We start from the raw sequence: 25,224 nt of genomic DNA on the forward strand, positions 1-25,224 counted from the left end.
GATGGCCCTCACCGGACGCTTCAGCCTGCTCGTCGCCCTCGGCGTCGTGCCCGTGGTGCTGCTCGGCGCCGACGCGGCCGTCGCGTGGGCGACGCTGCTGGGCTGGCTGCTCCTGGCCCTGGCGCTCGGCGGCATCGATCTCGCGCTCGCGGCATCCCCCCGCCGTGTCGCCGTCGAGCGCGACCTGCCGTCGCGGCTGCGCCTGGGCGAGACGGTCGGGTCGGAGCTGGTGCTGCGCAACCTCGGGCGGCGGAGGCTCCGTGCCGAGGTGCGCGACGGATGGCCGCCGTCGGCGGGCGTGCACGGTCGGAACCGCTCACGGGTCGACGTGCCGGCCGGCGAGGGGCGACGCGTGAGGCTGGCCCTGACGCCGACGCGGCGCGGCGACCGCGTCACCGAGGCGATCACCGTCCGCTCGCACGGCCCGCTCGGCCTGTGGGCCCGGCAGGCGACGCTCGCCGCACCCGGCCGGCTCCGCGTGCTGCCGCCGTTCCACTCCCGCGCGCACTTGCCGTCGCGCCTGACCCGCCTGCGCGAGCTCGACGGTCGCACGCCGATCCTCGTCCGCGGGCAGGGCACCGAGTTCGACTCGCTCCGCGAGTACGTGCGCGGCGACGACGTCCGTTCGATCGACTGGCGCGCGACGGCCCGCCGCGCCGACCCGGAGTCACCGGGGGCGGCGAAGCTCATGGTCCGCACCTGGCGGCCCGAGCGGGACCGGCGCATCGTGATCGTCGTCGACACCTCGCGCACCGCGGCGGCGCGCATCGGCGACGAGCCGCGACTCGACACGGCCTACGAGGCGGCGCTCCTCCTCGCGGCGCTCGCCAGCCACGCCGGCGATCGGGTCGACCTGCTGCTCTGGGACCGCCGTCGGCGCGGGCGCGTCCACGGCGCGAGCGGCGCCGACCTGCTGGCCCGCATGGTCGACACGATGGCCGACGTCGACGCGGAGCTCATCGAGGCCGATTGGGCGGGGGTTCCCGCGCAGGTCCGCAGCGTCACGAGCCGGCGGGCGCTCGTCGTGCTGCTCACGGCCGCGGATTCCCCCGGAAGCGCTCGGGGCCTGCTATCCGTGCTGCCTCAGCTGACCGCGCGACACCGCGTGGTCGTGGCCTCCGTCACCGATCCGACGCTCGAGGCCGCGGTGTCGCGGCGCGACGAGCTGGCCGACGTCTACGCGGCCGCGGCCGCGGAGCGCACCCGCCTCGACGGCGACCGCGTGGCCGCGGCCGTGCGGCAGCTCGGAGCGACGACCGTGGCCGCCGGTCCGGCCGAGCTCCCACCGGCGCTCGCCGATCGGTACCTGGAGCTCAAGGCCGCCGGGCAACTCTGAGCGGATGCCGCGGCGCGCCGATCGCACGACGGCTCGACGCCGACGGGACCGGCCGGACCGCGCGACCGGGGTCGGTGCTCAGCCGGCGCTCACTCGCCGAGCGCCGGCGTCGAAGGCGTCGAGGTCGCCCGTCTCGCCCGCCCTCGCCGCCCGGCGACCGAGGACGAGCATCGTGAAGAGGAGGAGCACGAGGGCGAGCGCGCCGATGCCGATCTTGACCGGCCACGGCCATGGTGCCGGCGTCACGAAGCCCTCGATGACGCCGGCGAGGAACAGGAAGAAGACGAGCCCGACCGCGACGGAGAAGAGCGCCCGAGCGTCCTCCGCGACGGCGGCGCCCCGCGTGCGGGGACCCGGCGACACCCACGCCCAGAAGATGCGCAGGCCGGCCGCGGCGGCGACGAACACGCACGTGAGCTCGAGCAGCCCGTGCGGGGCGATGTAGAGGAAGAAGGTGTCGGCCTCGTCGTACGCGAACATGATCGAGGCGGTCAGGCCGAGGTTCTGCGCGTTCTGCAGGATAACCCAGGGCACCCAGACGCCGGTGATGCCGAACGCCACGCACTGCGCCGCGATCCAGGCGTTGTTGGTCCACACGGCCCCGGCGAACGACGCGGCCGGGCTCTCCGAGTAGTACGCGACGAAGCCCTCCTCGGCGATCTGCCGGAGCTCCTCGTCGCTGCCGAGGTTCGCGAGCACACGCGGATCGGCGAGCACCCACGTCGCGTACAGGGCCGCGACCACGAACGTCGCGAGCGCGACGGCGAGCGTCAGCCAGCGCACCCGGTAGAGCGCGGCGGGCAGGCCGACGAGGGCGAAGCGCGACAACTGCCGCAGCGGGTTCTCGGCGACGCCGGTGAACCGCAGTCGCGCGCGCGCGAGCGAGAGCGAGAGCCGCTCCCCCAGCGCCGTCGAACCCGCCGTGGCCTGGACGAGGGACAGGTCGGCGGCGGCGGACTGGTACCGCTCGATGAGTTCGTCGGCCTCGACGCCGCTCGGGCGCGAGCGCCGCGAGAGCGCGTCGAGGCGCTCCCAGTCGTCGTGTCGGGCAGTCGCGAGCGCGTCGAGGTCCATCTGCTTGAATACTAGCCATGCCCGCCGACGCCGCCCCCACGCGGACCGCGATCGTGCTCGACGACGAGGCCGTGCTCACCGGTGAGGCGGTCGCCCTCGACCTCCGCCCAGCGAGCGCCGTGATGCGGGCCGGCGGCGCCGCGATCGACGTGATCCTGACGATCCTCGTCGGCATGCTCGCACTCCTCGCGATCTCGGGGCTCGAACTCGACGAGGCCGCGTTCCGCGCGGTCGGCATCGCGCTGCTCGTCTCGTGCATCGTCGTGCTGCCGACGGCCGTCGAGACGGCATCGCGCGGCCGATCGCTCGGCAAGCTGGCGATGGGCATCCGCGTGGTCCGCGACGACGGCGGATCGATCGGGTTCCGTCACGCCCTGATCCGCGCGCTCACGGGCGTGCTCGAGATCTGGCTGACCTTCGGCGGCCTCGCCGTGCTCGTCGGCTTCCTCAACCCCGACTCGAAGCGCCTCGGCGACATCCTCGCCGGTACGCACGGCCAGGTCGAGCGGGTGAAGGCCTACGTGCCCGCCGCGTTCGGCGTGCCCGAGGCGCTCTCGGCGTGGGCGGCGGTCGCCGACGTCGGCCGGATGCCGGATCCGCTCGCCCGACGCGTCGCCGCGTTCCTCCGCAACGCGCCGCATCTCGCGCCGGCCAGCCGCACGCGCGTGGCGTCCTCGCTCGCGGCCGAGGTCGCGCCGTTCGTCGCCCCCGTCCCGCAGGTCGAGCCCGAGCTGCTCCTCGCCGGCGTCGCCGCGCTCCGTCGCGAACGCGACCTCGCTGCGCTCGCCCTCGTCGATGCGCGCATGCGCACGCTCGCTCCGGTCCTCGAGTCGCGGCCGAACGGCTTCCCCGAGCGCTGAGGCGGCCGCGCGGGCGCACGGACCGAGACGACGGATGCCGCGGCGCACCCGGCGCTGCGCGGCATCCGTCGCGCGATCAGTACCGGTAGTGGTCGACCTTGTACGGACCCTCGACGGGCACGCCGATGTAGGCCGCCTGCGCGGGCGTGAGGACCGTGAGCTCGACGCCGAGCGCGTCGAGGTGGAGGCGCGCGACCTTCTCGTCGAGGTGCTTGGGCAGCACGTACACGCCGATCGGGTAGGCGTCGGGCCGCGTCCAGAGCTCGATCTGGGCGAGCACCTGGTTGGCGAACGAGTTCGACATGACGAACGACGGGTGGCCGGTCGCGTTGCCGAGGTTCATGAGCCGTCCCTCCGAGAGCACGAGGATGCTGCGGCCGGTCGGCAGGCGCCACTCGTGGACCTGCGGCTTGATCTCGACCTTCTCGGCGCCCTCGAGCGACTCGAGCGCGGCCATGTCGATCTCGTTGTCGAAGTGGCCCACGTTCGCGACGACGGCGAGGTGCTTCAGCGCGAGCAGGTGCTCGAGGCGCACGACGTCCTTGTTGCCGGTGCCCGTGACGAGGATGTCGACCTCGTCGATCACCGACTCGAGCCGGGCGACCCGGTAGCCGTCCATCGCGGCCTGCAGCGCGTTGATGGGGTCGATCTCGGAGACGATCACGCGCGCGCCCTGCCCCCGGAGCGCCTCGGCGGCACCCTTGCCGACGTCGCCGTAGCCGGCCACGAACGCGACCTTGCCGCCCATGAGCACGTCGGTGGCGCGGTTCAGACCGTCGGGCAGCGAGTGGCGGATGCCGTACTTGTTGTCGAACTTCGACTTCGTGACCGAGTCGTTGACGTTGATCGCGGGGAAGAGGAGCTCGCCGTCGGCGTGCAGCTCGTACAGGCGGTGCACGCCCGTCGTCGTCTCCTCCGTCACGCCCTTCAGCTCGGCGGCGATGCGCGTCCAGCGGTCGGGGCGCTGCTCGATCGAGCGGCGGAGCGTGTCGAGCACGACCCGGTACTCCGCGTTCGCGTCATCCGTCGCCGCCGGTACCGAGCCCGCCGCCTCGAACTCGCGCCCGCGGTGCACGAGCAGCGTGGCGTCGCCGCCGTCGTCGAGGATCATGTTCGGGCCGATCCAGTCCGCGCCCGCGGCGTCGGCCTCGGCCGACCAGTCGAAGATGCGATCGGTGCACCACCAGTACTCCTCGAGCGTCTCGCCCTTCCACGCGAAGACCGGCACGCCGGCGGGCTCGTCGACCGTGCCGTCTGGGCCGACGACGACCGCGGCGGCCGCTTCGTCCTGCGTGGAGAAGATGTTGCAGCTCGCCCAGCGCACCTCGGCGCCGAGCGCGACGAGCGTCTCGATGAGCACGGCGGTCTGCACGGTCATGTGGAGGCTCCCCGCGATGCGGGCCCCGGCGAGCGGCTTCGACTCGCCGTACTCCGCACGCAGCGCCATGAGGCCCGGCATCTCGTTCTCCGCGAGGCGGAGCTGATGCCGGCCCGACTCGGCGAGCGAGAGGTCGGCGACCTTGAAGGGCAGGGCGGATGTCGCGGAGGGCGTGACGAGTGACATGCGCCCCATTCTCGCAGCCGCGTGCGCTCGCGGCATCCGCTCGCTCGCCTGCGACTCCCGCCCGCAGATTCTGCGCGGCGGCGGGCTCAGGCGCGGATGAGCGCCAGCACCTCGTCGCGGATCGCGCTCATGGTCGCGAGGTCCTCGCCCTCGACGTTGAGCCGCAGCAGCGGTTCGGTGTTGGAGGGGCGCACGTTGAACCACCAGAACGACTCGTCCTCGGCGGTGATGCCCGTCGCCGTGAGCCCGTCGAGCTCATCGAACTCGACGCGGCCGGTGAAGGCCTCCACGATCCGCGTGTACGCCGCGGGCACGTCGTCGACGGTCGAGTTGATCTCGCCCGACAACGCGTACGGCGTGAACCGCGCGGACATCTCGGACAGCGGCGCCGCCTGCGAGCCGAACTCGGCGAGCAGGTGCATGGCCGCGAGCATGCCGTTGTCGGCGCCCCAGAAGTCGCGGAAGTAGTAGTGGGCGGAGTGCTCGCCGCCGAAGACCGCGCGCGTCTCGCTCATGCGGTCCTTGATGAGCGAGTGGCCGACGCGCGTGCGGACCGCGACCGCGCCGACGGCCTCGATCGTCTCGGGCACGAAGCGCGAGGTGATCAGGTTGTGGATCACGGTGGGCTCGGCCTCGCCGAGCGCGCGCACGCGCGCGATCTCGCGCAGGGCCACGATCGCCGCCACGGCCGAGGGGTCGACGGCCTCGCCGCGCTCGTCGACCACGAAGCACCGGTCGGCGTCGCCGTCGAACGCGAGGCCGAGGTCGGCGCCGTGCTCGCGCACCGCGCGCTGCAGGTCGACGAGGTTGGCGGGGTCGAGCGGGTTCGCCTCGTGGTTCGGGAACGTGCCGTCGAGCTCGAAGTACAGCGGCACGATCTCGAGCGGGAGCGCCGGCAGTCCGGCCGCCTCGCCGAGCACGGCCGGGACCGTCAGCCCGCCCATGCCGTTGCCGGCATCGACGACGACCTTCAGCGGGCGGATGCCGCCGAGGTCGACGAGCGTCCGGAGGTGCCGCGCGTAGTCGGCGAGCACGTCCACGTGCTCGACCCGGCCCGGCTCGGGCACGACCGGGATGCCGGCGTCGAGGTAGTCGGCCGCCCGGTCGCGGATGGCCGCGAGTCCCGTGTCGAGCGAGATGCCCTGGGCGCCCGCGCGGGAGAACTTGATGCCGTTGTACGCGGCCGGGTTGTGGCTCGCGGTGAACATCGCCGCCGGCGCGTGCAGCGAGCCCGAGGCGAAGTAGCTCTCGTCGGTCGAGCAGAGCCCGATCGCGACGACGTCGGCGCCGCGCGCGACCGCGCCGCGGGCGAACGCCTCGGCGAACCCCGGCGAGGAGTCGCGCATGTCGTGCCCCACCACGACGCGGCCGCCCGCCGCCCCGACCTCGTCGACGAACCCCGCCCCGAGCGCCTCGACGACCTCGGCCGTGAGCGCGTCGCCCACGATGCCGCGGACGTCGTAGGCCTTCACGATCGTTTCGAGGCGCGCGCGAGCGCCCGTGTTCGCGGGGGGATTCATGCCGTGAACCCTACCTCACCGAGCGTGACGTGCCGGATGATCTGCCAGCCGCGCGGGGCGGAGGTGCTCGTCGCGTGGCGCGCGCAGAGGTCGTACGAGTGCGGCTCGCGCGTGAACGACAGCGGGCCGAGCACGGCGAGCGAATCGGCGTAGTCGTACGTCAGGGTCGCGACCGCCTCTGCGGTGCATGCGGTGCGCGAACAACGTCTCATGGCGACCCCCAGCGTAGCGATCCGAGCGGCCACTACGATGGAGGTCATGCCCCGTTCCCGTCGTGTCGCCGCGACGTCGGCCTCGCGCAGGCGTCTCGCACGCGACCGTCACGGCCGCGGCATGCGCTCTCCCGTGACCGGCCCGCACCTGCCGCCGCTCCGCACGCGCATCGACGAGTTCGATGTCACGCTCGCGTCGACGGCGGCCTACCTGCGCGGGCTCTGGCCCGAGCTCGAGGGCGTCTCGTTCCAGGTCGCCGACGCGCCGGCCGAGGCGATCCACGACGACCACGTCGATCGGTGGCGGGTGCACCACGACGAGCGGCGCATCGTGTTCTTCCGGCTGCCGATCGTGCGCTTCCTGCGCACCCAGGAGGGCGAGGAGAAGGACGAGAAGCTCCTCGTCGAGAGCTGCGTGTTCCGTGCCGTCGGCGAGTTCCTCGGCCGCGACCCGTGGGAGCTCGCGCCGGGTCGGTACCGCCACCTCTGACGGGTTCGCCGGGCGGCGGACGGGAGCGCGCGGGCGCGCAGGTCTGGCGCGCGGGCGCGCAGGTCTCGCGCGCGGGCGCGCGGGACTACTGGGGGAACACCCGCACCGGGCTGTCGAGCGGACCGGGTGGGGCGATCGGGATCGAGGCGATCCCGCCGTCCCCCTCGAAGGCGACCGCGGCGTGCAGTCCCTCGACGCCGTCGAGGATCAGGCGGTCGCCGCCCTGCACGGCGACGGATGCCGCGCCGCCGGCCGGAACCGTCACCGTGCGCTCGCCGCCCCCGATCGTGACCGTCGCGGCGACCGCCTCACCGTCGGGGTTCGCCAGCACGATGCTCGCGCCCGGCCCGTCGGGGACCGCGACGGCGGCCCGGTCGAGGAGGGCGCCGGTCGCGACGGACCAGGCGAGGTCGGCGAGGATCGGATCCTCGCCCTCCCCGAGGAGCGTGGATCGGGCCGCGGCGACGACCGGCGCATCGGCGTCGACCACGACGGTGTAGGAGCCGGGGTCGAGCGTGCCGAGCGGGAGGTCCGTGACCTGGCCCGGCGCGAGCGTGACGTCGATCTCCGAGACGGCGCTGCCGGCATCGTCGCGGATCTCGACGACGGCGGACGCCTCGGCGTCGTCGGGCGCGAACAGGCGGAGTGCGGGGAAGTCGTCGCCGTCGGCGTGGTCCTCGTCGGGGGCCACGCCCCGATCGTCGGTCACGACGACGCCCGGCACGACCTGTCGCGTCGCGGGCGGCGCCACCGGCGTCGACAGTTCGACGCCGGCGGGCTCGAGCCCGAGCACGACCGAGTGCTGCAGGGCCGCGGCGATCGGCGCGCCGGTGCTCGTGACGTGGACGACGGGCGTGCGCACGCTCGGCGCGAGCCCGGCGAGCGAGACGACGCGTTGGCTCCCCGGCGGGACGACGATGCCGAGGCCCGACGGCGCGTCGACCGGCCCGGTCTCCCCGACCACGCGCAGGTCGACCGTCGAGGCGACCTCTCCGGGGTTGGCGAGCAGCACGAGGCCCGATCGCCCGACGTCGGTGGCACCCGCCAGGAGCCACGAGTCGGATGCCGGCTCCACGCACGATGCTGCGGCGAATCCGCGCAGCGACTCCGTGGCGGCCGTCTGCGACTGGGCGCCGGCGAGCATCCCGGCGAGCACGGCTCCCGGCTCGGCCGAGACGGCGACCGGGCCGCCGTCCGCGGCCGCACCCGCGTTCTCGGGCGCGTCGAGCGGGACCTGCTCGATCGTGGCGGTCTCGGGGTCGGCCGCGACGGAGAGGTCGGGCGCGCCGACCGAGCGCGCGGTCGCGGCCGACGCGGCGTCGTCCGCGAGCGACAGCAGCGGCCCCGGGCACACCCGCAGCTGCCGGCTCTCGGCGGGCTGGACGACCGCCGACGGCGGTTCGGCCGCCACCTCGGGCAGGGGGGCGACGGATGCCGCGAGCAGCGCGCCGGCGGCGAGCCCTCCGGCGACCACCACCGCGAGGCCTCGAGCGACCCACCGGATCACGTCACGCCTCGTCGGCACGGCGACCACCCCCCTCATCGCCGCGTCGCTCGGGTGCGCCGGCGTCGACGGTCGCGCGCTGCTCGGACGACGCCTCGCGCGGGTCCGCGGGCCCGTCGACGGCCGGCGACTCGACCGGCACGCCCCCGGCCGCGGTGTCGTCCGGCGCGGCGGCATCCGTCCCGGTCTCGCCGGACTCGGCCGCGACCACCGCCGGTCGGCGACGGCGACGTCGCACCGACGGGGGCCGCCGGTCGGGCTCCCGGCCGCCGCCCGTCGGGATCGACAGCAGGAGCGCGGCGCCGACGACCATGAGTTGGCCAGCCACGACCCATCCGGCGACCGGGCCCGGGTCCGGGATGCGTGCGCCGGGCGCATCCGGTTCGGCGTCGACGAATCGCCAGATCGGCCCGAAGTCGGTCTCGCCGGTCGCGACGACCTGCGGATTCCCGTCGAGTGCCGCACGAGCGCGCTCGTGGACCGCGGTCGCGGCCGGGTCGGCGGGGTCGGCGTCGCCGAGCAGGACGAACGAGAGACCGAACTCCTCGACCGCGGCCGTCGCGTCGTAGCCGCTGCGCGAGGCGAGGTTGCCGGCGAGCGTCGCGATCGACTCGGTCGTCCCGGTGAGGTCGCGCCGGGTCGACGCGAGGGTCGACTGCTCGTCGAGCGTGGCTCCGGTGCCGCGTTCGATCGTGGCGCGGATCCCCCCATCGGCGGTCGGCTGCATGCGCAGGGTCCCGACCCGTGGATCGGAACCCGCCTCGGCTTCGACGAACGCCGGCAGGGTCCGTTCCGGCGCCGGCCCGACGGCCGTCCGCCCGAGCGCGATGGCCACGACCGTGGGCGCCACGGCGACGATGCCGAACACGGCGACGAGCGTGGCGGCCGCTGCCGCCCCGCGGCGCAGGGTGCTGAGGGCCAGGATGGCGGCGGCGAGGAGCCCGAGCCACATCACGCTGATCCCGGCTCCCGTCCAGACCGGGACGGTCCGCTCGCCCGAGAATGCCACGTGCAGGAGCGTCGCGCCGACCGCGGTGGCGAAGCCGGCCGCAGCGAGGGCGAGTGCGAGCAGTCCGCCGCGCAGGCGGCGCGAGGCGACGACGGCGAGCGCGGCGAGCGCCAGCGGAGCGAGCAGCACCGCGAGGAGGATCGGCGGTGGGACGACCTCCGCGACGAGCCCGCCGAGCGCGTCCTCCCATCGTCCCCATGTGCCGTTCGCCTGCCCGAGTGCGACCTGCGCGACCGTCGGCTCGCCGGCGCCGTGCGGCAGGCCCGGGTCGGCCAGGAGCGAGAGCGGCGCGCCGCGCCCCACCTGCTGGACGATCAGGGGGAGGGCGAGTGCGAGCGCCGGCAGCGGGATTCCGACGAGCCGCACGGCGGCGCGCCCGCTGAGCGGCAGCGCGACGAGCCACGCGAGCACGAGGGCGGGCGCGAGGACCGGGGCGCACGCGACGATCGCGGCGAAGACCAGGGACGCGGCCGCAGCGGCCGCCCACGAGGTCCCCGCCGCGAACATGAGCACCGCGAGCCACGGCAGCAGGACGTGCACGAGCACCGCGGCCGGACGGCCCGCGGCGAGCGCGTCGAGCAGCGGCGGCGCCACCGCCCAGGCGAGACCGCCCAGCACGCGCAGCGACGCGCGCTCGGTGAGGCGGGACGCGGCGAACCATCCCCCGAGACCCGACAGCGGGATGGCGGCGAGCCAGAGCCCGAGCAGGGCCGCCGACGGGTTCCAGAAGGCCGCGCTCCCGAGGACCGCGAGCACGCCCGCGAACGGGTCGGCCGCGCCGACGAACCCGCCGCCGATGTCCCGCCATCCGGCCGCCGCGTTCCGCCACAGGGCGGAGACCTCGTTCGAGAGCGGCAGGAGACCGCCGCCGGAGATCCCTCCCGACGCGAGCAGCGGCGCGAAGAGGACGATCGAGAGTGCGAGGGTGGCGAGCAGGACCCAACCGCCACCGGTCTGGAGGAACTGCAGGTCGTCCGCGCGACCACGTGCCCGCTGGCGCCGCGCCTCGGCCGCCTGCTGCCGTCGCGCCCGGACCTCGTCGGGTCGGATGCGGAGCGGAGCGAGCGCCGACCACTTCGCGGTCCGGACCCGGGCGATGGCGCGTCGCGACCGGACGACGCGCTGCGGCGTGACCATGACCTCGACCGCGGCGGCGAACTCGCCCGGGATGGATCCGGGGGTCTTCACGAGCAGGTGACGGAGCGAGCGCAGCACCGCGATGGGCAGGATCGCGAGCCAGTGCAGCGGCACGAGCACCGCAGGCGCCGAGACGAGCCGCCGGTGCAGCCACGCCGTCCGCGCGATGCGGGCGCGGTGGCGAGCGGCGCGCCCTCCGGGCTCGGAACCGGGGCCGGCGACGCCCGCGTCGCCGAAGCGCAGAACGGCCCCGGGAACGGCGACCACGCGGTGCCCGGCGAGTCGGGCGCGCGTGCCCAGGTCGAGGCCGTCGTCGACCACGGGCAGCGCCGGGTCGAGCCCGCCGAGGTCGCGCCACACCGCGTGGCGCACGAGCATGCCGACCGGGTCGGCTCCGAGGACGTCGGAGAGGTCGTCGTGCTGCCCCTGGTCGAGCTCGCCCTCGACGATCGCCATGCTCCGGCCGCCCCGCGTGACCGACCGGCCGAACCGCACGATGCGACGGGGATCGTCCCAGTCGACGAGCTTCGGTGCGGCGATCGCGGCCGTGCGGGCGTTCTCGAGCGATGCCACGAGCGACTCGAGCGCGGCGGGCTCCGGAGCGGCGTCCTCCGTCAGGAGCCAGAGCGAGGAACGCTCGTCACCGGGTTCGGGCAGCGTCTGCTCGACCGCGGCGATCGCGGCGCCGAACGGCTGCGATGCGCCGAGCGAGACCACGTGCGACGGCCGCTGCGCCTCGACCAGGCGACGGGTGGCGTCGTCGGCGTCCATGAGGACGACGGCGAGATCGTCGGGCGGGCGCGTCTGCGAGCGCAGCGCGTCGAGCGTGGTGCGGAGCCGGTCGCCGCCGTGCTGCACGACGAGGACGGCGGTGACTCTGGGGAACATCGGGGACAGCCTAGGCGGCTGCCCCCGCGGCATCCGTCATCGCCGTGGGCGTGCCGTGAGCACGCCGCGACGCACCGCCTCTGCGCTCAGCCGGCCTGGCGGCGGAGCTTGCGGCGCTCGCGCTCGGAGAGGCCGCCCCAGATGCCGAACCGCTCGTCGTTGGCGAGGGCGTACTCGAGGCACTCCGACCGGACCTCGCAGCCCGTGCAGATGCGCTTGGCGTCGCGCGTGGAACCGCCCTTCTCGGGGAAGAACGCCTCCGGATCGGTCTGCGCGCACAGCGCATCGGTCTGCCACGCCAGTTGGTTGTCGTCGTCTGCGACCCCGCGAACCCCCGGAACGCCGAGCCGCACGGGGTCGACGAACCAATCCTCAGGTACCCCAGAACGATATTCAGGCTTGCCCATATCGTCTCCCACCCAGTTGTACCGACATCCCCGAGGGGTGTGTCTCACCAATTACATCGGTGTAATTCGGTGGAGTCAAGTCGCAGACGGAGAACCCTCAATACCTCCTCGAGGCTTGACAACCGCCGCGACACGCTGGATGCGTTCCCGAGTCGTGACCGGGCTCAGTCGACGGATGCCGCGCGGCGGGCCGACCAGGCGCTCGAGACCATCTCGCGCAGCGAGTGGCGCATGCGCCAATCGAGGTCGCGAGCGGCGAGTTCGCCCGACGCGACGATGCGCGCGGGGTCGCCGGCTCGGCGGGGCGCGATCTCGGGCGTGAAGTCGATGCCCGTCACGGCGGCGACCTCGCGCATGATCTCGCCGACCGAGACGCCGTCACCGGATCCGAGGTTGTAGACGGGCTCGATCGGCTCTCCGGCGTCGAGGCGGCGCGCCGCCGCCACGTGCGCGTCGGCGAGGTCGGCGACGTGGATGTAGTCCCGCACGCACGTGCCGTCCGGCGTCGGGTAGTCGTCGCCGTTGATGCGGGGCGTGCGCCTGTCGAGGAGCGCGTCGAAGACGAGCGGGAAGAGGTTGTGCGGGCTCGGGTCGAACACCTCGTCGGTGCCCGAGCCGACCACGTTGAAGTAGCGGAGCGAGGTGTGCCGCAGCGTCGTCGCGCGCGCCTGGTCGGCGAGCAGCCACTCGCCGATGAGCTTCGACTCGCCGTACGGCGACTCCGGGCGCTTGGGCGTCTCCTCGGTCACGAGGTCGACGTCGGGCGTGCCGTAGACCGCCGCGCTCGAGGAGAACACGATGCGATCGACCCCGCTCGCGGCCATCGCGCCGAGCAGCCGCGCGGTGCCGGTGACGTTCTGCTCGTAGGTGTGCAGCGGTCGCTGCACGGAGACCCCGGCGTACTTGAAGCCCGCGAGGTGGACGACGCCCTCGACGTCGTGCGCCTGCATCGTGTCCTCGAGGAGTGCCCCGTCGAGGATCGATCCGTGGACGAAGGGCGAACCCTCGGGCACGAACGTCCTCCGCCCGGAGGAGAGGTCGTCGACGACGACCGTGTCGATGCCCTGGGCGCGGAACGCCCGCACGACGTGCGCCCCGATGTAGCCCGCTCCCCCGGTGACCAGCCAGCTCATGTCCCGCCTTCCGCCGCCGGCTCCTCCGGCGTCGTGACGATGCTAGCGGCCGGGAGTCAGGCGCGGCGCAGCGGGGCCCGGTCCACGTGGCGCACTCGGTCGCGGATCTCGGGGCGGCCGTAGCCGTCCGAGTCGAGGCGGAGCAGCGTCGCGACGACGCCCCACACCGCGAGGCCGGCGAAGATCAGCAGCACGATGATGTCCATGGCAGAAATTCTGCGCCTTGCAAGATCCTGCCGACAGTGGCAGACTCGCCACTGATCGACACATTCCTGCCAGCCTGCCGATGTCCGGCCGGCACCGGCGACGAGGAGGATCCGTGCTCCAGACCATCGCGTGCATCGCCGTCCCCCAGATGGCGCCGTTCGAGTTCGGCGTGATCTGCGAGGTGTTCGGCATCGACCGGTCCGAGCAGGGCGGCCCGAGCTTCGACTTCCACGTCGTCGCCGCCGAACCCGGCCCGATCTCCACGAAGCTCGGCTTCGACGTCGTCGTGCACGAGGGCCTCGCGGCGGCCGAGACCGCCGACCTCGTCGCGGTCCCCGCCTCCCTCATCGACGAGCCCGCCCACCCCGAGGTGCTCAGGGTCATCCGCGAGGCCGTCGACCGCGGCGCCTGGGTGCTGAGCGTCTGCTCGGGCGCCTTCACGCTCGGTCGCGCCGGCGTCCTCGACGGTCGCCGCGCGACCACGCACTGGATGTACACCGACCAGCTGGCGGAGATGTTCCCCGACACCGAGGTCGATCCCGACGTGCTCTTCGTCCAGGACGGCAGGGTCGTCACGGGCGCGGGCACCGCCGCGGGCATCGACGCGGCACTGCACATCGTGCGCACCGAGCTCGGGGCGAGCGCCGCGAACATCATCGCCCGCCGCATGGTCGTGCCGCCCCAGCGCGACGGCGGCCAGTCGCAGTTCATCCAGACCCCCGTCGTCGAAGCCCGGAGCGACTCGCTCTCGCTCGTCACGGACTGGATGCTCGAGCACCTCGACGAGGACCTCACGGTCGACCGCCTCGCCCGGAAGGCGCTGATGTCGCCGCGGACCTTCGCGCGCAAGTTCCGCGCCGAGACCGGCACCACGCCGAACGCCTGGCTCAACCGTCAGCGGCTCCTCCGCGCGCAGCAGCTGCTCGAGGAGACCGACTTCACGCTCGAGGAGATCGCGCGCGAGACCGGCTTCGGCGCGGCGGCCGTCATGCGCCACCACTTCGTGAAGACACTGCAGACCACGCCCACGCAGTACCGACGGGTGTTCGGCCCGCGTCAGGCCGGTTGAGGGCGAGCGGATGCCGCGGCATCCGCCGCACGAACCCCGGCGCGATCAGCGCTCTGCCGGAGGCACCGTCGCCACCCACGCCACGCCCGCTCCGCCGAACCCGAGCGATCCCTCGTCGGGCGAGACGAACGCGGCCTCGCCGCGCGCGATCGTGACCGCCCCGTGCGCACCGGACACCTCGACCTCGCCCGCCTCGGCGAGCACGATCGCCGGGCCCGCGAGCGCGATGCGGGACGCGGCATCCGCCCCCTCGACCCGGAAGAGCGTGAAGTCCGGCACGGCCGGACGGTACTCGCGGATGCCCGGAGCCGCCTCGATCGGCGCCAGCAGCGGCGGCTCGATCGGCGTGAAGTCGAGCACCTCGAGCAGCTCGGGCACGTCGATGTGCTTCGGCGTCAGGCCGCCGCGCAGCACGTTGTCGCTCGCCGCCATGAGCTCGATGCCGAGCCCCGAGAGGTACGCGTGGATGTTGCCCGCGTCGAGGAACAGGGCCTCGCCGCGCCGGAGCGCCACGCGGTTGAGCAGCAGCGAGATCACGATGCCGGGGTCGCCCGGGTACTCCTCGGCGAGGTCGAGCACAGTCCGGAACGAGGCCGCGAACGACGAGGCGAGCGCCTCGTCGCTCGCAGCGAGTATGACCACGCGCTCGACGAGCCAGGCCGCCTCACCGCTGTCGCCGCCCCGGCCGTCGAGGAGGAGCCAGGCGACCGTCTCGCGCAGCGCATCGGGCCCGCCGAGCCGTGAGGCCAGCAGGTCGATGGCGCCGGGCTGCGGCTCGGGGGACGCGGCATCCGCTGCCCTGAGCGTCTCGACGACGCCGGCGACCTCGTCGACCGGTCGGAATCCCGAGAGCGCCTCGAAGCGCTCGCTCACCGCGACGATGAGCTCGGGCTTGGCGAAGGGGTCCTTGTAGTTGCGGTCGAACGCGTCGATGGGCACGCCCTCGGCCTCCTCGCGCCCGAAGCCGATCCGCGCCTGGTCGGGCGTCGGGTGGGCCTGCAGCGAGAGCGGCCGAGCGGCGGCCAGCACCTTGAGCAGGAACGGCAACCGGGCGCCCTCGCGTGCGTGCTCGGGCCCGAGGGCGAGGGCGGGGTTCGCGGCGATGAGCTCGGCGAGGTCGGCCGCGCCCGCGGCATCCGGACCCACCAGCTCCGCCGGCGAGCCGGCGTGCGCGCCGAGCCAGAGCTCGGCCTCGGGGGATCCGCTCGGCTCCACCCCTCGGAACTCGGCGATCGCGGTGTGGGAACCCCACGCGTAGTCCCTGGGCGCGTTGCGGATCGCGACAAACATGCGGAGAGGGGTCCTTTCACCGTTTGGCCCCAAACTACCAAGCGCTGCGTGCTCGTCCCGCCGCTGCCTAGGCTCGGCGCATCCCCCCGATGAATGAGGAGCAGTCATGTCCTTCGAGCCGCTCGCGAGCGATTTCTACTCGTACGCCTCCCTGCTGACCGACCGCGAGCAGGAGGCGCTCGTGTCCCTCCGCGTCTGGCTCGAGCGCGACGTCCGGCCGATCGTGAACGACCACTGGGAGCGCGCCGAGTTCCCGATGGAGGTCGTGACGCCGCTCGCCGAGCTCGGCGCACTCTCGTTCGCGTGGGACGAGACTCGCCCGTTCGAGAACTCGGCCGTGTTCCGCGGCTTCGTCGCACTCGAGCTCGCACGGGTGGATCCGTCGGTCGGCACGTTCGTGGGGGTGCAGAACGGCCTCGCGACCGGATCGATCGCGGTCGCGGGCTCCGACGAGCAGCGCCGAGAGTGGATCCCGAAGCTCGCCTCGGGCGAGGTCGTCGGCGCGTTCGGCCTCACCGAGCCGCTGTCCGGCTCGGACTCCGCCCGCGGCCTGCAGACCACGGCCCGCCGCGAGGGCGACGAGTGGGTGCTGAACGGCGCCAAGCGCTGGATCGGCAACGCCACCTTCTCGGACATCACGATCATCTGGGCGAAGGACGAGGCCGACGGCCAGGTCAAGGGCTTCATCGTCCCCACGTCGACGCCCGGCTACGTGGCGACGAAGATCGAGGGCAAGATCAGCCTGCGGATCGTGCAGAACGCCGACATCACCCTCACCGACGTCCGCGTGCCCGAGTCGCTGCGACTGCAGAACGCGAACTCCTTCCGCGACACCGCGGCCGTGCTGCGCCAGACCCGCGCCGAGGTCGCCTGGGCAGCGGTCGGCACCGCGATCGGCGCCTACGAGGCCGCCGTCCGCTACGCGACGGAGCGCGTGCAGTTCGGCAAGCCGATCGCCGCCCACCAGCTCGTCCAGGACCTCCTCGTGAAGTGCCTCGGCAACATCACCGCCTCGCTCGCCATGGTCGTGCGCGTCTCCGAGATGCAGGACGCGGGCGAGCAGCGCGACGAGCACTCCTCGCTCGCGAAGACCTACGCCACCGAGCGCATGCGCGAGACGGTCGGCTGGGCGCGCGAGGTGTGCGGCGGCAACGGCATCGTGCTCGACTACGACGTCGCGCGGTTCTTCGCCGACGCCGAGGCGCTCTACTCGTACGAGGGCACGCGCGAGATGAACACGCTGATCGTCGGCCGCGCCATCACCGGGCACGCCGCGTTCGTCTGAACCGATCGCGGCGGCCGGGCGGATCCGGCCGCCGCGATACCCTTGTGCCCATGATCCACGGACGACGGCCGGTGCTCGAGAGCGCGTTCGCCACGTTCGTGTTCTTCACGGCCTTCGCCGGCCAGTTCTGGCGGAACCTGCTCGGCTGGTGGGGCTTCGGCGCGATGGTCGCCGTGGTGCTCATCGGCTCCGTGTGGCTCTGGGTCGCGCGGCGGCCTCGCCCGAGTTGGCGGCGGACCCCGAAGTCGTCCCTGTTCTTCCTCGGGATCGCGACGCTCTCGCTCGCATGGTCGCACTACCCGGGGGGCACGGCCCTCGGGCTCGCGATCCTGTTCGTCACGACGATCGCGGCGCTCTCGCTCACGCTCTCGCTCGGCTGGCACGGCGTGCTCCGCGCCGTGGGCGGCGCACTGAAGTGGGTGCTGGCCCTCTCGCTGATCTTCGAGCTCTGGGTCGCCGTGTTCGTGCGCGAGCCGCTGCTGCCGAACTTCCCCGACTTCGACGCGTCGGCGGGCGAGTTGCCCATGGCGTTCTACTGGTCGCGCGCGATGCTCTTCGACGGCGGCCCGATCGAGGGCATCGTGGGCAACCGCAACCTGCTCGGCATGGCCGCGCTGATCGCCGCGATCCTGTTCGCCGCGCTGCTCGCCAGCGGCGGCATGCGCCGCGCGCAGGGCATCGGCTGGCTGGTCGTGAGCGGCGTCGTCCTCCTGCTCACGCGGTCCGCCACCGTCGCGCTCGTCGGAGTGCTCGTGCTGGCCGCCTACGGCTTCGCGATGTGGGCCCGCCGGGTCGGCCCGGACGGCCGTCGCGTGGTCTACGTCTCCGCGGCCGCGGCGCTCGCGGCATCCGTCGCCCTGCTCGCCCTGCTCTGGAACGCACTGCTCGGCCTGTTCGGCAAGAGCGAGGACCTGACGGGCCGCCTCGACATCTGGGAGTCGGTGATCGGGCTCGCCGCCGAGCGCCCGGTCGTGGGCTGGGGCTACATCGGGTACTGGCAGCCGTGGGTCGAGCCGTTCGACGGACTCGCGGTCCGGAACGGCGTCGAGTACCTCCAGGCGCACAACGCGTGGCTCGACGTGTGGATGCAGCTCGGCGTCGTCGGGCTCGTCGCGTTCGCCTCGATGGTCGCCGGCGCGCTCTGGCGCTCGTGGTTCCTGGCCGTCGACCGGCCAAGGGACGAGCGGGGCGGCCCCGTCGCCTTCTCCGCCATCGCACTCGTCCCGTTGCTGGTGCTGGTCGCCCTGATCGGGCAGTCGCTCGCCGAGAGCCGGCTGCTCATCGAATCCGGATGGATGCTGCTCCTCGCGATCGCCTGGGGCACGAAGCAGCGCCAGTGGTCCCCCGAACCCCTGCCGGCCATGCCGCCGACCCGCTCGCCGAGACGCTGGTCGCGCCCGGAGGTGCACCGGTGAGGTCGGCCCTGCGCGAGTTCGCCGGCTCGGCGCGCTTCGCGCAGGCGGTCACGCTCATGTCCGTCGGGCTCGCGTTCTCGACGCACGCCGTTCGGGCGCTGGTCGGCTGGCCCGGCCTCATCGCCGCACTGGCGACGCTGATCGTGCTCGCGGGCGTCTCGCTCGTCGCGCGGTGGCGAGCGGTGGAGTGGTACGGCATCCTGCCGCTCACGATCCTCGTCTTCGTCGGCTGGTGCGGGGCGTCGGTGATCTGGAGCGACACGCCGGGCCTCACGCTCCTCGGCGTCGGCTACCTGATCACATTCGGCGTGCTCGGCGTCTACGTGGCGCTCATGCGCGACACCATCCAGATCGTGCGCGCCTTCGGCGACGTGCTGCGGGTCCTCCTCGGCGTCTCGCTCGCGCTCGAGGTGCTCTCGGGCATCCTGCTCGACCTGCCGATCGCGTTCCTCGGGATCCAGGGGAACATCGCCACGCTCGGCCCGATCCAGGGCGTGTTCGGCTCCCGGAACATGCTGGGCTTCGTCGCGCTCATCGCCCTCATCACCTTCATCGTCGAGTGGCGCACGCGCAGCGTGCGACCCGCCCGGGCGATCGCGTCCGTCGTGCTCGCGAGCCTGATGCTGCTGCTCTCCGGCTCACCGACGACGTTCGTCGCACTCGGCATCACGCTGCTCGCGCTCGCCGCGCTCTACGGACTGCGTCGCGTGTCCGCCGAGACGAGGTGGCGCTGGCAACTCGCACTGCTGACCTCGGCCGTCGCCCTGATCGTCGTCGGCTGGATCACGCGCATCCGGATCATCGAGCTGCTCGACGCGCGCGGCGAGTTCGACGTGCGGCTCGACGTCTGGCGCGAGGTCTCCCGCTACCTCGCCGTCAATCCGCTGCAGGGCTGGGGCTGGGTCGGGCGATGGCCGGATGCCGCACCCTACGTCTGGGTCGAGCGCGGCGTCGGACGCGACCACTCGTCGGCCCTCAGCGCCTACATCGACGCCTACTTCCAGGTCGGCGTCATCGGCGCGCTGCTCTTCGCCGGGCTCGTGGGCGTCGCCCTCGTACGCGCGTGGCTCCTGGCGTCCGCCCGCCGCAGCGTGGTCTACGCGTGGCCGGCCCTCGCCCTCGTCGCCCTCGGCGTCACGAGCTTCGCCGAGAGCTTCGCCCTCATCGAGGGCGGATGGATGCTGCTCGTCGTCTGCGCGGTGAAGGCCGCCCGCGACATGAGCTGGCGGGACGCGCTCGTGAGCGCGACGCCCGCGCGCCCGACCTGAGTCGGGCGCAGGTCAGACGGGCTGGACGAGGTCGCGGAGCACGTCCTGTCCGCCCAGGCCGTAGCGCGTGTACCGGCCGGTGCGCCACTCCCGGAGCACCGGCCCGAGCCGGTGGACCCGCGACTCGGGCAGGTCGGCCCTCGCTCGCTCGTGGGCGAGCTTGTCCCCGGTCACGGTCGCGACGAACTCCGGTGCCACGCGTCCGGCGAGGTCCGCGATACCCGGCAGTCGCCTCGCGAGCGCGTCGGCACGCGAGAACAGTCGGCCGTTGCGTTCGGTCCGGGGCGCACGCAGGCGATCCACCCGGTCGCGCCAGCCGAGGGAGGTCACGCCGATCTGGTTCGCACCGTGCTGTCGGTACCCGATGAGCCGCTCGGGGAGCACGGCGATGCCCCCGGACACGGCGGCGACGACCGCGAGCCACTCGTCGTGCACCCAGCTCGACGGGAACGGCGCCGCGAGCTCGACCAGTTCACGGCGGACGACCATGGTCGCGCCGGTCAGGAGGTTGCGCCGGAGCAGTTCGTCGAAGGCCGCCGGCCCGTCGAGCGACGCCCGCAACGACTCGTCGATCCCGAGCGTCTCGAACAGGGACGCGTCCATCGGCGCCCCGTCGGCGTCGACGAGGTCCGCATCGCTCGCCACGAGGCGCACCTGCGGTCGACCCTCGAGCACGGCGACCGCCATCGCGATGCGGTCCGGATGCCAGAGGTCATCTTGGTCGCAGAGGGCGACGAGGTCGCCCGTGGCGGCGCGCAGCGCCTGCTCGAAGTTGGCGGTGACCCCGAGCGGCGCCGGGTTCCGGAGCACGACGAGGTCGACGGAACCGCCGGTCGCGCGATGCTCGTCCACGGCTCGCTCGACGACGCCGACCGTGTCGTCGGTGGAGGCGTCATCGCTCACGACGAGTTCGTCGACGGGTCTCCTCTGCGCGAGGATCGTGCGAACCTGCTCGCCCACGTAGCGCCCGCCGTTGTGCGTGCCGATCGCCACCGAGACCCGGACCGGTCGCGGCGCCGGGGACGCGGCATCCGCCCTGCTGCTCATTCCTTGCGGAGCCCGACCTTGAGGACGCCGAGGAACATGCCCGCCATGATGGTCTGCGAACCGAGCATCATGAAGAGCGCGGCGAGCACCGCGGTGCGGGCCGTGGCGCCCGGATCGAGCGGACCGAAGTCAGCGGCGGCCCAGATGGCGAACTGCCAGATCGCGATCACGAGCCCGACGAGGAACAGCGCGAGTCCGACCAGGGCGCCGCTCTCGAGGCTGATCCGGCGTTCCAGCCGGTCGAAGTTGCGCGAGCGCGGGATCCGGAATCCCTCGTGCTGGGCGTAGATCTTCGTCAGGATCGCGAAGAGCACCGACTGGTACCCGACCACCGTGAGCGCCGCGAGGTACACCTGGCTCAGCAGATCGAAGCCGACGTCGCCGAAAACCACCGGGCCGAACGTGAGCGCGAGCGTGCCGAGGAGTCCGAGGAAGAACGCGATCGCACCGGGGATCAGGAAGAGCCAGCGCGGGCTGAAGATGAGCAGGAACCGCAGGTGCCGCCATCCGTCGCGCCAGCTGCGCAGGTGCGGCGGCCTGCTGCGGCCGTCCTTGTCGAGCGTCGTGGGCACCTCGGTCACCCGGAGTCCGCCGAGCGTCGACTTCACGACGACCTCGCTCGCGAACTCCATGCCGGTCGTCTGCAGGTGCAGGTCGAGCATCGATTGCCGGTGGAAGCCCCGCAGGCCGCAGTGGAAGTCGCCGATCGGCGAGCGGAACAGCACGCGGCCGACCCACGACAGCACGGGGTTGCCGAGGTACTTGTGCAGCGGCGGCATGGCCCCCTCGGCGATGCCGCCGCGGAACCGGTTGCCCATGACCAGCTGGTCGCCGGCGCGGAGCCGCTCGACGAACGCGTCGAGGTTCGAGAAGTCGTAGCTGTCGTCGGCGTCGCCCATGATGACGTAGGTGCCGCGCGCGGCCTCGATGCCGCCCAGGAGTGCGCTGCCGTACCCCTTGGCGGGCACGTCGACGACACGGGCGCCGTGAGCGCGCGCGATCTCCTGCGACCCGTCGGTCGACCCGTTGTCGGCCACGACGACCTCGCCGACGACGCCGCTGCGTTCGAGGTACCCGTTCGCCTTGTCGATGCAGGTGGCGAGGGTCTCGGCCTCGTTCAAGCACGGCATCACGATCGAGAGCTCGATCGTTTCGGTCGCAGCGGGCATGTCGCAGTGGGGTCCTGTCGGTGTGGGAGGGCGAGTTCATCGTACAGAATGAGTCATCGTGGAACTCGGACTGGTGGTCTCGACGCTCGGTCGCGTCGAGCCGCTGCAGCGCCTCCTCGACTCGCTCGCCGGTCGGCTCGGCCGGGGCGACCAGCTCGTGATCGTGGCGCAGCGCAACCTCGCCGAGGTCGAGGCCATGATCGAGCGATTCGATGCGGGCGCCGGGAGCGCGGTCGTCACCTCGAGCGAGCCGGGCGCCGCCCGCGGCCGCAACCACGGCGTCGCCGCGCTCACCGCGGCCGACCCCCTGCTGGTGTTCCCCAACGACACCACCTGGTTCCCGGAGGGGACGCTCGAGGCCCTGCGGGCACTCCCCGACGACACGCGGCTCGCCGCGATGACCGTCGTCGACGAGCACGGACCGAAGTTCGCGCTCCCCTCGCCCGGCACGCCCTTCGACCGCTGGAACGCGTGGAGCGTCATCGAGATGGGACTGCTCGTGCGGCGCACCCTCTTCGACGCCGTCGGCGGCTTCGACGCCGACCTCGGCACGGGGGCGCCGACGCCCTGGCAGGCGGGCGAGGCGACCGACCTCCTGTTGCGCATCCAGTCCCGCGAGCCCCGTGCGAGTGCGGGGATCACGTGGCTGCCGCCGTCGGTCGCGGTCGGCGGGATCGCCGACGCCCACGGGCTGGAGCGCGCGGAACGCCGACGGAAGCTCCGCGCGTACGGTCGCGGGCTCGGCCTCGTCGTCACGCGCTGGCGCTATCCGTGGCCGTGGCGGATCGCGTTCGTCGGCGGCGGCCTCGCGTTCGGCCTGCGCCACGGCGGCGACTACGGCGCGCTCGACGGCTGGTGGGTCTTCCTCGGCCGGCTCGAGGGCGCGCTCGGCCGCACGCTCGGCGGCGCGCTCGGCGGAGCCGCCGGGGTCGAGGCGGTGCGTCGATGAGCCTCGAGTCCCCCGCCCCGATGCGCCTGCGCCGGGCCACCATGAGCGCCATCACGCTGCTCGGCGGCGTCTCGCTCGCGGTGATCCCGGCGGCGACCGTGTCGATCGCCTCGCGCCTGTTCACCACGGCCGAGCAGGGCGTCATCGCCGTCACGGTCACGGTCGCGACCTTCGCGGGACAGCTCGCCTTCGCCGTCATCGTGGAGTCGCGCCTCAGCTCGGCGGGCACCGAACGACGCGTGGTGTTCCCCCTGTGGCTCGCCGCGGCATCCGTCGTCGCCGGCGTCGCCGTCATCGCGACCGGGCCGAACGTGGTCTCGCTCTGCATCGGGCTGCCGGTGCTCGTCGCCGCGCTCGAGGTCGGTCGCGGGGTCTCGGTGGCCGAGCGCCTGGACCGCCGCGAGATCTGGGCGTCGATCCTCGTCGGCGCGGGTGCGCTCGTGGGCGTGCTCGCCGGCTTCGCGGGCCAGGACTGGGCCCTCGCGCCGCTCGTCGTGGGCATCGTCGCGGCGACCGTCGTGCGCTGCCTCCCCGTCGAGCATCGCGCGAGCCGACCCGAGCGGCGCGTCATGGGCTGGGTGGTCGCCGACACGGCGATCACGGGCGCCGTGTACCCGCTGCTCAACTCGATGATCCTCGCGTTCCTCGGCCCGAACGAGGCGGTGCTGTTCGCCGCGATCTCGACGGTGTCGGGCCTGCTGGCGATCCCGCTGAACTTCATGCGGCTGCGCCTGCTCAAGGAGCACTCGGGGCTCGACATCGTCGTGTCGGCCGGCGCCGTGGTCGCCGCGATCGCCGCCCTCCTCGTCGCCGAGCAGCTCGGCCTCTTCGGCTTCCTGTTCGGCGAGGCCTGGACGACCTCGGCGACGCTCCTGCCGCTCCTCGTCGCCTGCGCGTGGCGCGCGGCCTCGCTCGCGACCACGATCCCGTTCGCCGCGCTCCGACGCCGCGGCGAGGTGCGGCTCGTCACCGGGCTGCGCGCGCTCGTGTCGGCCATCACGTTCGCCCTGGCCGGACTCGCCCTCGCCACCGGGTCGCTCGCGGCGGTCTTCGCCGGGCTGCTCGTCGCCGAACTCATCTCGGCGGTCGTCTACGAGGCGGCGCGGCGTCGCCGGGTCGCCGCCGAGCGCGTCGCCGCCGAGCAGGTCGCCGCCGAGCAGAGCGGTGCCGAGCAGAGCGCTGCCGAGCAGAGCGCTGCGAAGGCCGGGGCGGATGCCGCGGCACCGGCCGGCACGGAGGCGGCCGGGTCGGCGCGCCACGCGCGCGACGAGCGACCGGATGGCGGGACGCCGTGACCCGGATCCTCGTCGACCTCCTCTTCCACACCGGCCGCAAGGGCGGGATGGAGTCGTACGTCCGCGAGCTCTATCCGCGACTCGGCGAGCTGCGCCCTGACCTCGAGCTCGTCGGGCTGGCCTCGACGGAGCTCGTCGAGGCGGGCGCGCCGTGGTTCCCCGGCGAGCTCGTGGCATCCGGTCGCTCCGGCGAGGACCGCGTCGCGTGGGCCCGCGGCGAGCTGCTCGACGTCGCGCGGCGTGCCGCGCGGCTCGACGCCGACCTCGTGCACGCGCCGGCCAACCTCGGTCCGATCCGGACCCGCACGCCGATGGTCCTCACCGTGCACGACCTGCTCCCCTTCCGGCACCCGGAGTACGTCCCCGGTCCGTACGCTCCGGTGCTCCGCTGGATGATCCGCGGCGCGGCGCGCGCCGCGCGGCGGGTGCTGACCGTGAGCGATGCGACCGCCGGCGACCTCACCGCCCTGTTCGGCGTCGACCGGACGCGGATCGACGTCGTGCCGCTCGCGAGCGGGGCGCCGGTCGGAGAGGGCGGCCGGGCCGCCGACACGGCTCGGTCGGACGACCTCGTGCTCGCGATCGGCAACCGCATGCCGCACAAGAACTTCGTCGCGCTGCTCGAGGCGGTGGCACTCCTCCCGGTCGAGCGTCGTCCGCGCGTCGTCGTGACCGGCAGCCACGACGACGACCCGCTCGCGCCCGAGGTGCGTCGCCTGGGGCTCGAGGACCGTGTGCGACTCGAGCGCTGGGTCTCCGCCGACGAGCTCGAGCGGCTCTATGCGGAGGCGGCGCTGTTCGCGTTCCCGACCCGGTTCGAGGGCTTCGGCCTGCCGCTCATCGAGTCGATGGCGCGCGGCGTCCCCGTTGTGGCATCCGACCTGCCGGTGCTCCGCGAGGTCGGCGGCGAGGCGGCGCGCTGGGTCGACCCCGACGACCGGGCCGGGCTCGCCCGCGCGATCGACGCGCTCCTCGGTGATCGCGCCGAGCGCGAGCGGATGTCGCGGGCCGGCCTCGCGCGTGCGGCGGGCTTCTCGTGGGAACGCACCGCCCGCGGCACGCTCGACTCGTTCGAACGCGCCCTCGCGGGCTGAGC

22 protein-coding genes are annotated in these 25,224 nt (G+C 73.5%); 10 read left to right on the forward strand and 12 right to left on the reverse strand.

Going from position 1 to position 25,224, the window contains the following annotated elements:
* Nucleotide 1: 1 nt before the first annotated feature.
* Nucleotides 2-1,336 carry a DUF58 domain-containing protein gene (locus GJ743_RS10865; protein ID WP_155051923.1) on the forward strand — a complete coding sequence of 445 codons (1,335 nt, stop codon included), beginning with the start codon at nt 2-4 and terminating at the stop codon, nt 1,334-1,336.
* 78 nt (nt 1,337-1,414) lie between these two features.
* Here the strand turns inward: GJ743_RS10865 and GJ743_RS10870 are convergent, their stop codons facing one another.
* On the reverse strand, nt 1,415-2,410 hold the full coding sequence (locus GJ743_RS10870) for a stage II sporulation protein M (protein ID WP_155051924.1): 996 nt from the start codon (nt 2,408-2,410) through the stop codon (nt 1,415-1,417).
* A gap of 17 nt (nt 2,411-2,427) precedes the next feature.
* On the opposite strand from GJ743_RS10870, the gene GJ743_RS10875 reads away from it, so the two are divergent.
* Nucleotides 2,428-3,270: an RDD family protein gene (locus GJ743_RS10875; protein WP_155051925.1), complete on the forward strand. Its 843-nt coding sequence runs from the start codon at nt 2,428-2,430 to the stop codon at nt 3,268-3,270.
* A 76-nt stretch (nt 3,271-3,346) separates the two neighbouring features.
* Here the strand turns inward: GJ743_RS10875 and ahcY are convergent, their stop codons facing one another.
* The 3 genes from ahcY to GJ743_RS10890 form a co-directional block, all read right to left on the reverse strand.
* Nucleotides 3,347-4,834 carry an adenosylhomocysteinase gene (gene ahcY / locus GJ743_RS10880; RefSeq protein WP_155051926.1) on the reverse strand — a complete coding sequence of 496 codons (1,488 nt, stop codon included), beginning with the start codon at nt 4,832-4,834 and terminating at the stop codon, nt 3,347-3,349.
* 86 nt (nt 4,835-4,920) lie between these two features.
* Nucleotides 4,921-6,354, reverse strand: a complete 1,434-nt coding sequence (locus GJ743_RS10885; protein ID WP_155051927.1) for a phosphomannomutase/phosphoglucomutase — start codon at nt 6,352-6,354, stop codon at nt 4,921-4,923.
* A complete protein-coding gene (locus tag GJ743_RS10890) occupies nt 6,351-6,566 on the reverse strand; it encodes a DUF3499 family protein (RefSeq protein ID WP_155051928.1) in 216 nt (71 codons plus the stop codon). Before GJ743_RS10890 ends, GJ743_RS10885 begins: the two co-directional genes overlap by 4 nt.
* 46 nt (nt 6,567-6,612) lie before the next feature.
* Here GJ743_RS10890 and GJ743_RS10895 point away from each other — a divergent pair, with 46 nt between their 5' ends.
* Complete coding sequence (locus tag GJ743_RS10895) at nt 6,613-7,056, forward strand: hypothetical protein (RefSeq protein ID WP_155051929.1); 444 nt, start codon at nt 6,613-6,615, stop codon at nt 7,054-7,056.
* Nucleotides 7,057-7,141: 85 nt separating this feature from the next.
* Here the strand turns inward: GJ743_RS10895 and GJ743_RS10900 are convergent, their stop codons facing one another.
* The 5 genes from GJ743_RS10900 to GJ743_RS10920 all read right to left on the reverse strand — a co-directional run bounded on the left by GJ743_RS10900 (nt 7,142) and on the right by GJ743_RS10920 (nt 13,340).
* Nucleotides 7,142-8,563, reverse strand: coding sequence for a DUF5719 family protein (locus tag GJ743_RS10900; RefSeq protein ID WP_155051930.1), 1,422 nt, complete (start codon nt 8,561-8,563; stop codon nt 7,142-7,144).
* Between the two features lies 1 nt (nt 8,564).
* A complete protein-coding gene (locus GJ743_RS10905) occupies nt 8,565-11,594 on the reverse strand; it encodes a glycosyltransferase family 2 protein (RefSeq protein WP_196216981.1) in 3,030 nt (1,009 codons plus the stop codon).
* An 86-nt stretch (nt 11,595-11,680) separates the two neighbouring features.
* Nucleotides 11,681-12,001 (reverse strand): WhiB family transcriptional regulator, encoded by a 321-nt coding sequence (locus tag GJ743_RS10910; RefSeq protein WP_129234301.1) that lies wholly within the window; start codon nt 11,999-12,001, stop codon nt 11,681-11,683.
* Between the two features lie 164 nt (nt 12,002-12,165).
* Nucleotides 12,166-13,134: a UDP-glucose 4-epimerase GalE gene (gene galE / locus GJ743_RS10915; protein WP_155051932.1), complete on the reverse strand. Its 969-nt coding sequence runs from the start codon at nt 13,132-13,134 to the stop codon at nt 12,166-12,168.
* A 56-nt stretch (nt 13,135-13,190) separates the two neighbouring features.
* On the reverse strand, nt 13,191-13,340 hold the full coding sequence (locus GJ743_RS10920; protein ID WP_155051933.1) for a hypothetical protein: 150 nt from the start codon (nt 13,338-13,340) through the stop codon (nt 13,191-13,193).
* Between the two features lie 113 nt (nt 13,341-13,453).
* Between GJ743_RS10920 and GJ743_RS10925 the strand changes: the two genes are divergently transcribed.
* A complete protein-coding gene (locus GJ743_RS10925; protein ID WP_328289070.1) occupies nt 13,454-14,410 on the forward strand; it encodes a GlxA family transcriptional regulator in 957 nt (318 codons plus the stop codon).
* Nucleotides 14,411-14,455: 45 nt separating this feature from the next.
* On the opposite strand, the gene manA is transcribed toward GJ743_RS10925, so the two are convergent.
* On the reverse strand, nt 14,456-15,700 hold the full coding sequence (manA, locus tag GJ743_RS10930; RefSeq protein WP_155051935.1) for a mannose-6-phosphate isomerase, class I: 1,245 nt from the start codon (nt 15,698-15,700) through the stop codon (nt 14,456-14,458).
* Nucleotides 15,701-15,806: 106 nt separating this feature from the next.
* Here manA and GJ743_RS10935 point away from each other — a divergent pair, with 106 nt between their 5' ends.
* Genes GJ743_RS10935 through GJ743_RS10945 form a run of 3 tightly spaced genes read left to right on the forward strand, consistent with a single transcriptional unit; the run spans nt 15,807 to nt 19,668 of the window.
* Nucleotides 15,807-16,985, forward strand: a complete 1,179-nt coding sequence (locus GJ743_RS10935) for an acyl-CoA dehydrogenase family protein (RefSeq protein WP_155051936.1) — start codon at nt 15,807-15,809, stop codon at nt 16,983-16,985.
* A 50-nt stretch (nt 16,986-17,035) separates the two neighbouring features.
* On the forward strand, nt 17,036-18,400 hold the full coding sequence (locus GJ743_RS19615) for an O-antigen ligase family protein (RefSeq protein ID WP_155051937.1): 1,365 nt from the start codon (nt 17,036-17,038) through the stop codon (nt 18,398-18,400).
* Nucleotides 18,397-19,668: an O-antigen ligase family protein gene (locus GJ743_RS10945; protein WP_328289071.1), complete on the forward strand. Its 1,272-nt coding sequence runs from the start codon at nt 18,397-18,399 to the stop codon at nt 19,666-19,668. Before GJ743_RS19615 ends, GJ743_RS10945 begins: the two co-directional genes overlap by 4 nt.
* 12 nt (nt 19,669-19,680) lie before the next feature.
* Here GJ743_RS10945 and GJ743_RS10950 read toward each other — a convergent pair whose 3' ends face one another.
* Together GJ743_RS10950 and GJ743_RS10955 are read right to left on the reverse strand one after the other, a co-directional pair.
* Nucleotides 19,681-20,715 (reverse strand): glycosyltransferase family 2 protein, encoded by a 1,035-nt coding sequence (locus GJ743_RS10950; protein ID WP_155051939.1) that lies wholly within the window; start codon nt 20,713-20,715, stop codon nt 19,681-19,683.
* Complete coding sequence (locus GJ743_RS10955; RefSeq protein WP_155051940.1) at nt 20,712-21,884, reverse strand: glycosyltransferase family 2 protein; 1,173 nt, start codon at nt 21,882-21,884, stop codon at nt 20,712-20,714. The genes GJ743_RS10950 and GJ743_RS10955 overlap by 4 nt, the downstream gene beginning before the upstream one ends.
* 58 nt (nt 21,885-21,942) lie before the next feature.
* Between GJ743_RS10955 and GJ743_RS10960 the strand changes: the two genes are divergently transcribed.
* From GJ743_RS10960 to GJ743_RS10970, 3 genes are read left to right on the forward strand one after another with little or no spacing between them, the layout of a single operon-like run.
* Complete coding sequence (locus GJ743_RS10960; protein WP_155051941.1) at nt 21,943-22,833, forward strand: glycosyltransferase family 2 protein; 891 nt, start codon at nt 21,943-21,945, stop codon at nt 22,831-22,833.
* The gene (locus GJ743_RS10965; RefSeq protein ID WP_155051942.1) at nt 22,830-24,128 is read left to right on the forward strand and encodes a hypothetical protein; all 1,299 of its coding nucleotides are present in this window, start codon (nt 22,830-22,832) and stop codon (nt 24,126-24,128) included. Before GJ743_RS10960 ends, GJ743_RS10965 begins: the two co-directional genes overlap by 4 nt.
* Entirely contained in the window at nt 24,125-25,222 is a 1,098-nt protein-coding gene (locus tag GJ743_RS10970; protein WP_155051943.1) for a glycosyltransferase family 4 protein, read from the forward strand. The genes GJ743_RS10965 and GJ743_RS10970 overlap by 4 nt, the downstream gene beginning before the upstream one ends.
* The last annotated feature ends 2 nt before the right edge of the window (nt 25,223-25,224 follow it).

The organism is Agromyces bracchium (genome assembly GCF_009709675.1).
GTDB classification, from domain to species: Bacteria; Actinomycetota; Actinomycetes; order Actinomycetales; family Microbacteriaceae; genus Agromyces; species Agromyces bracchium.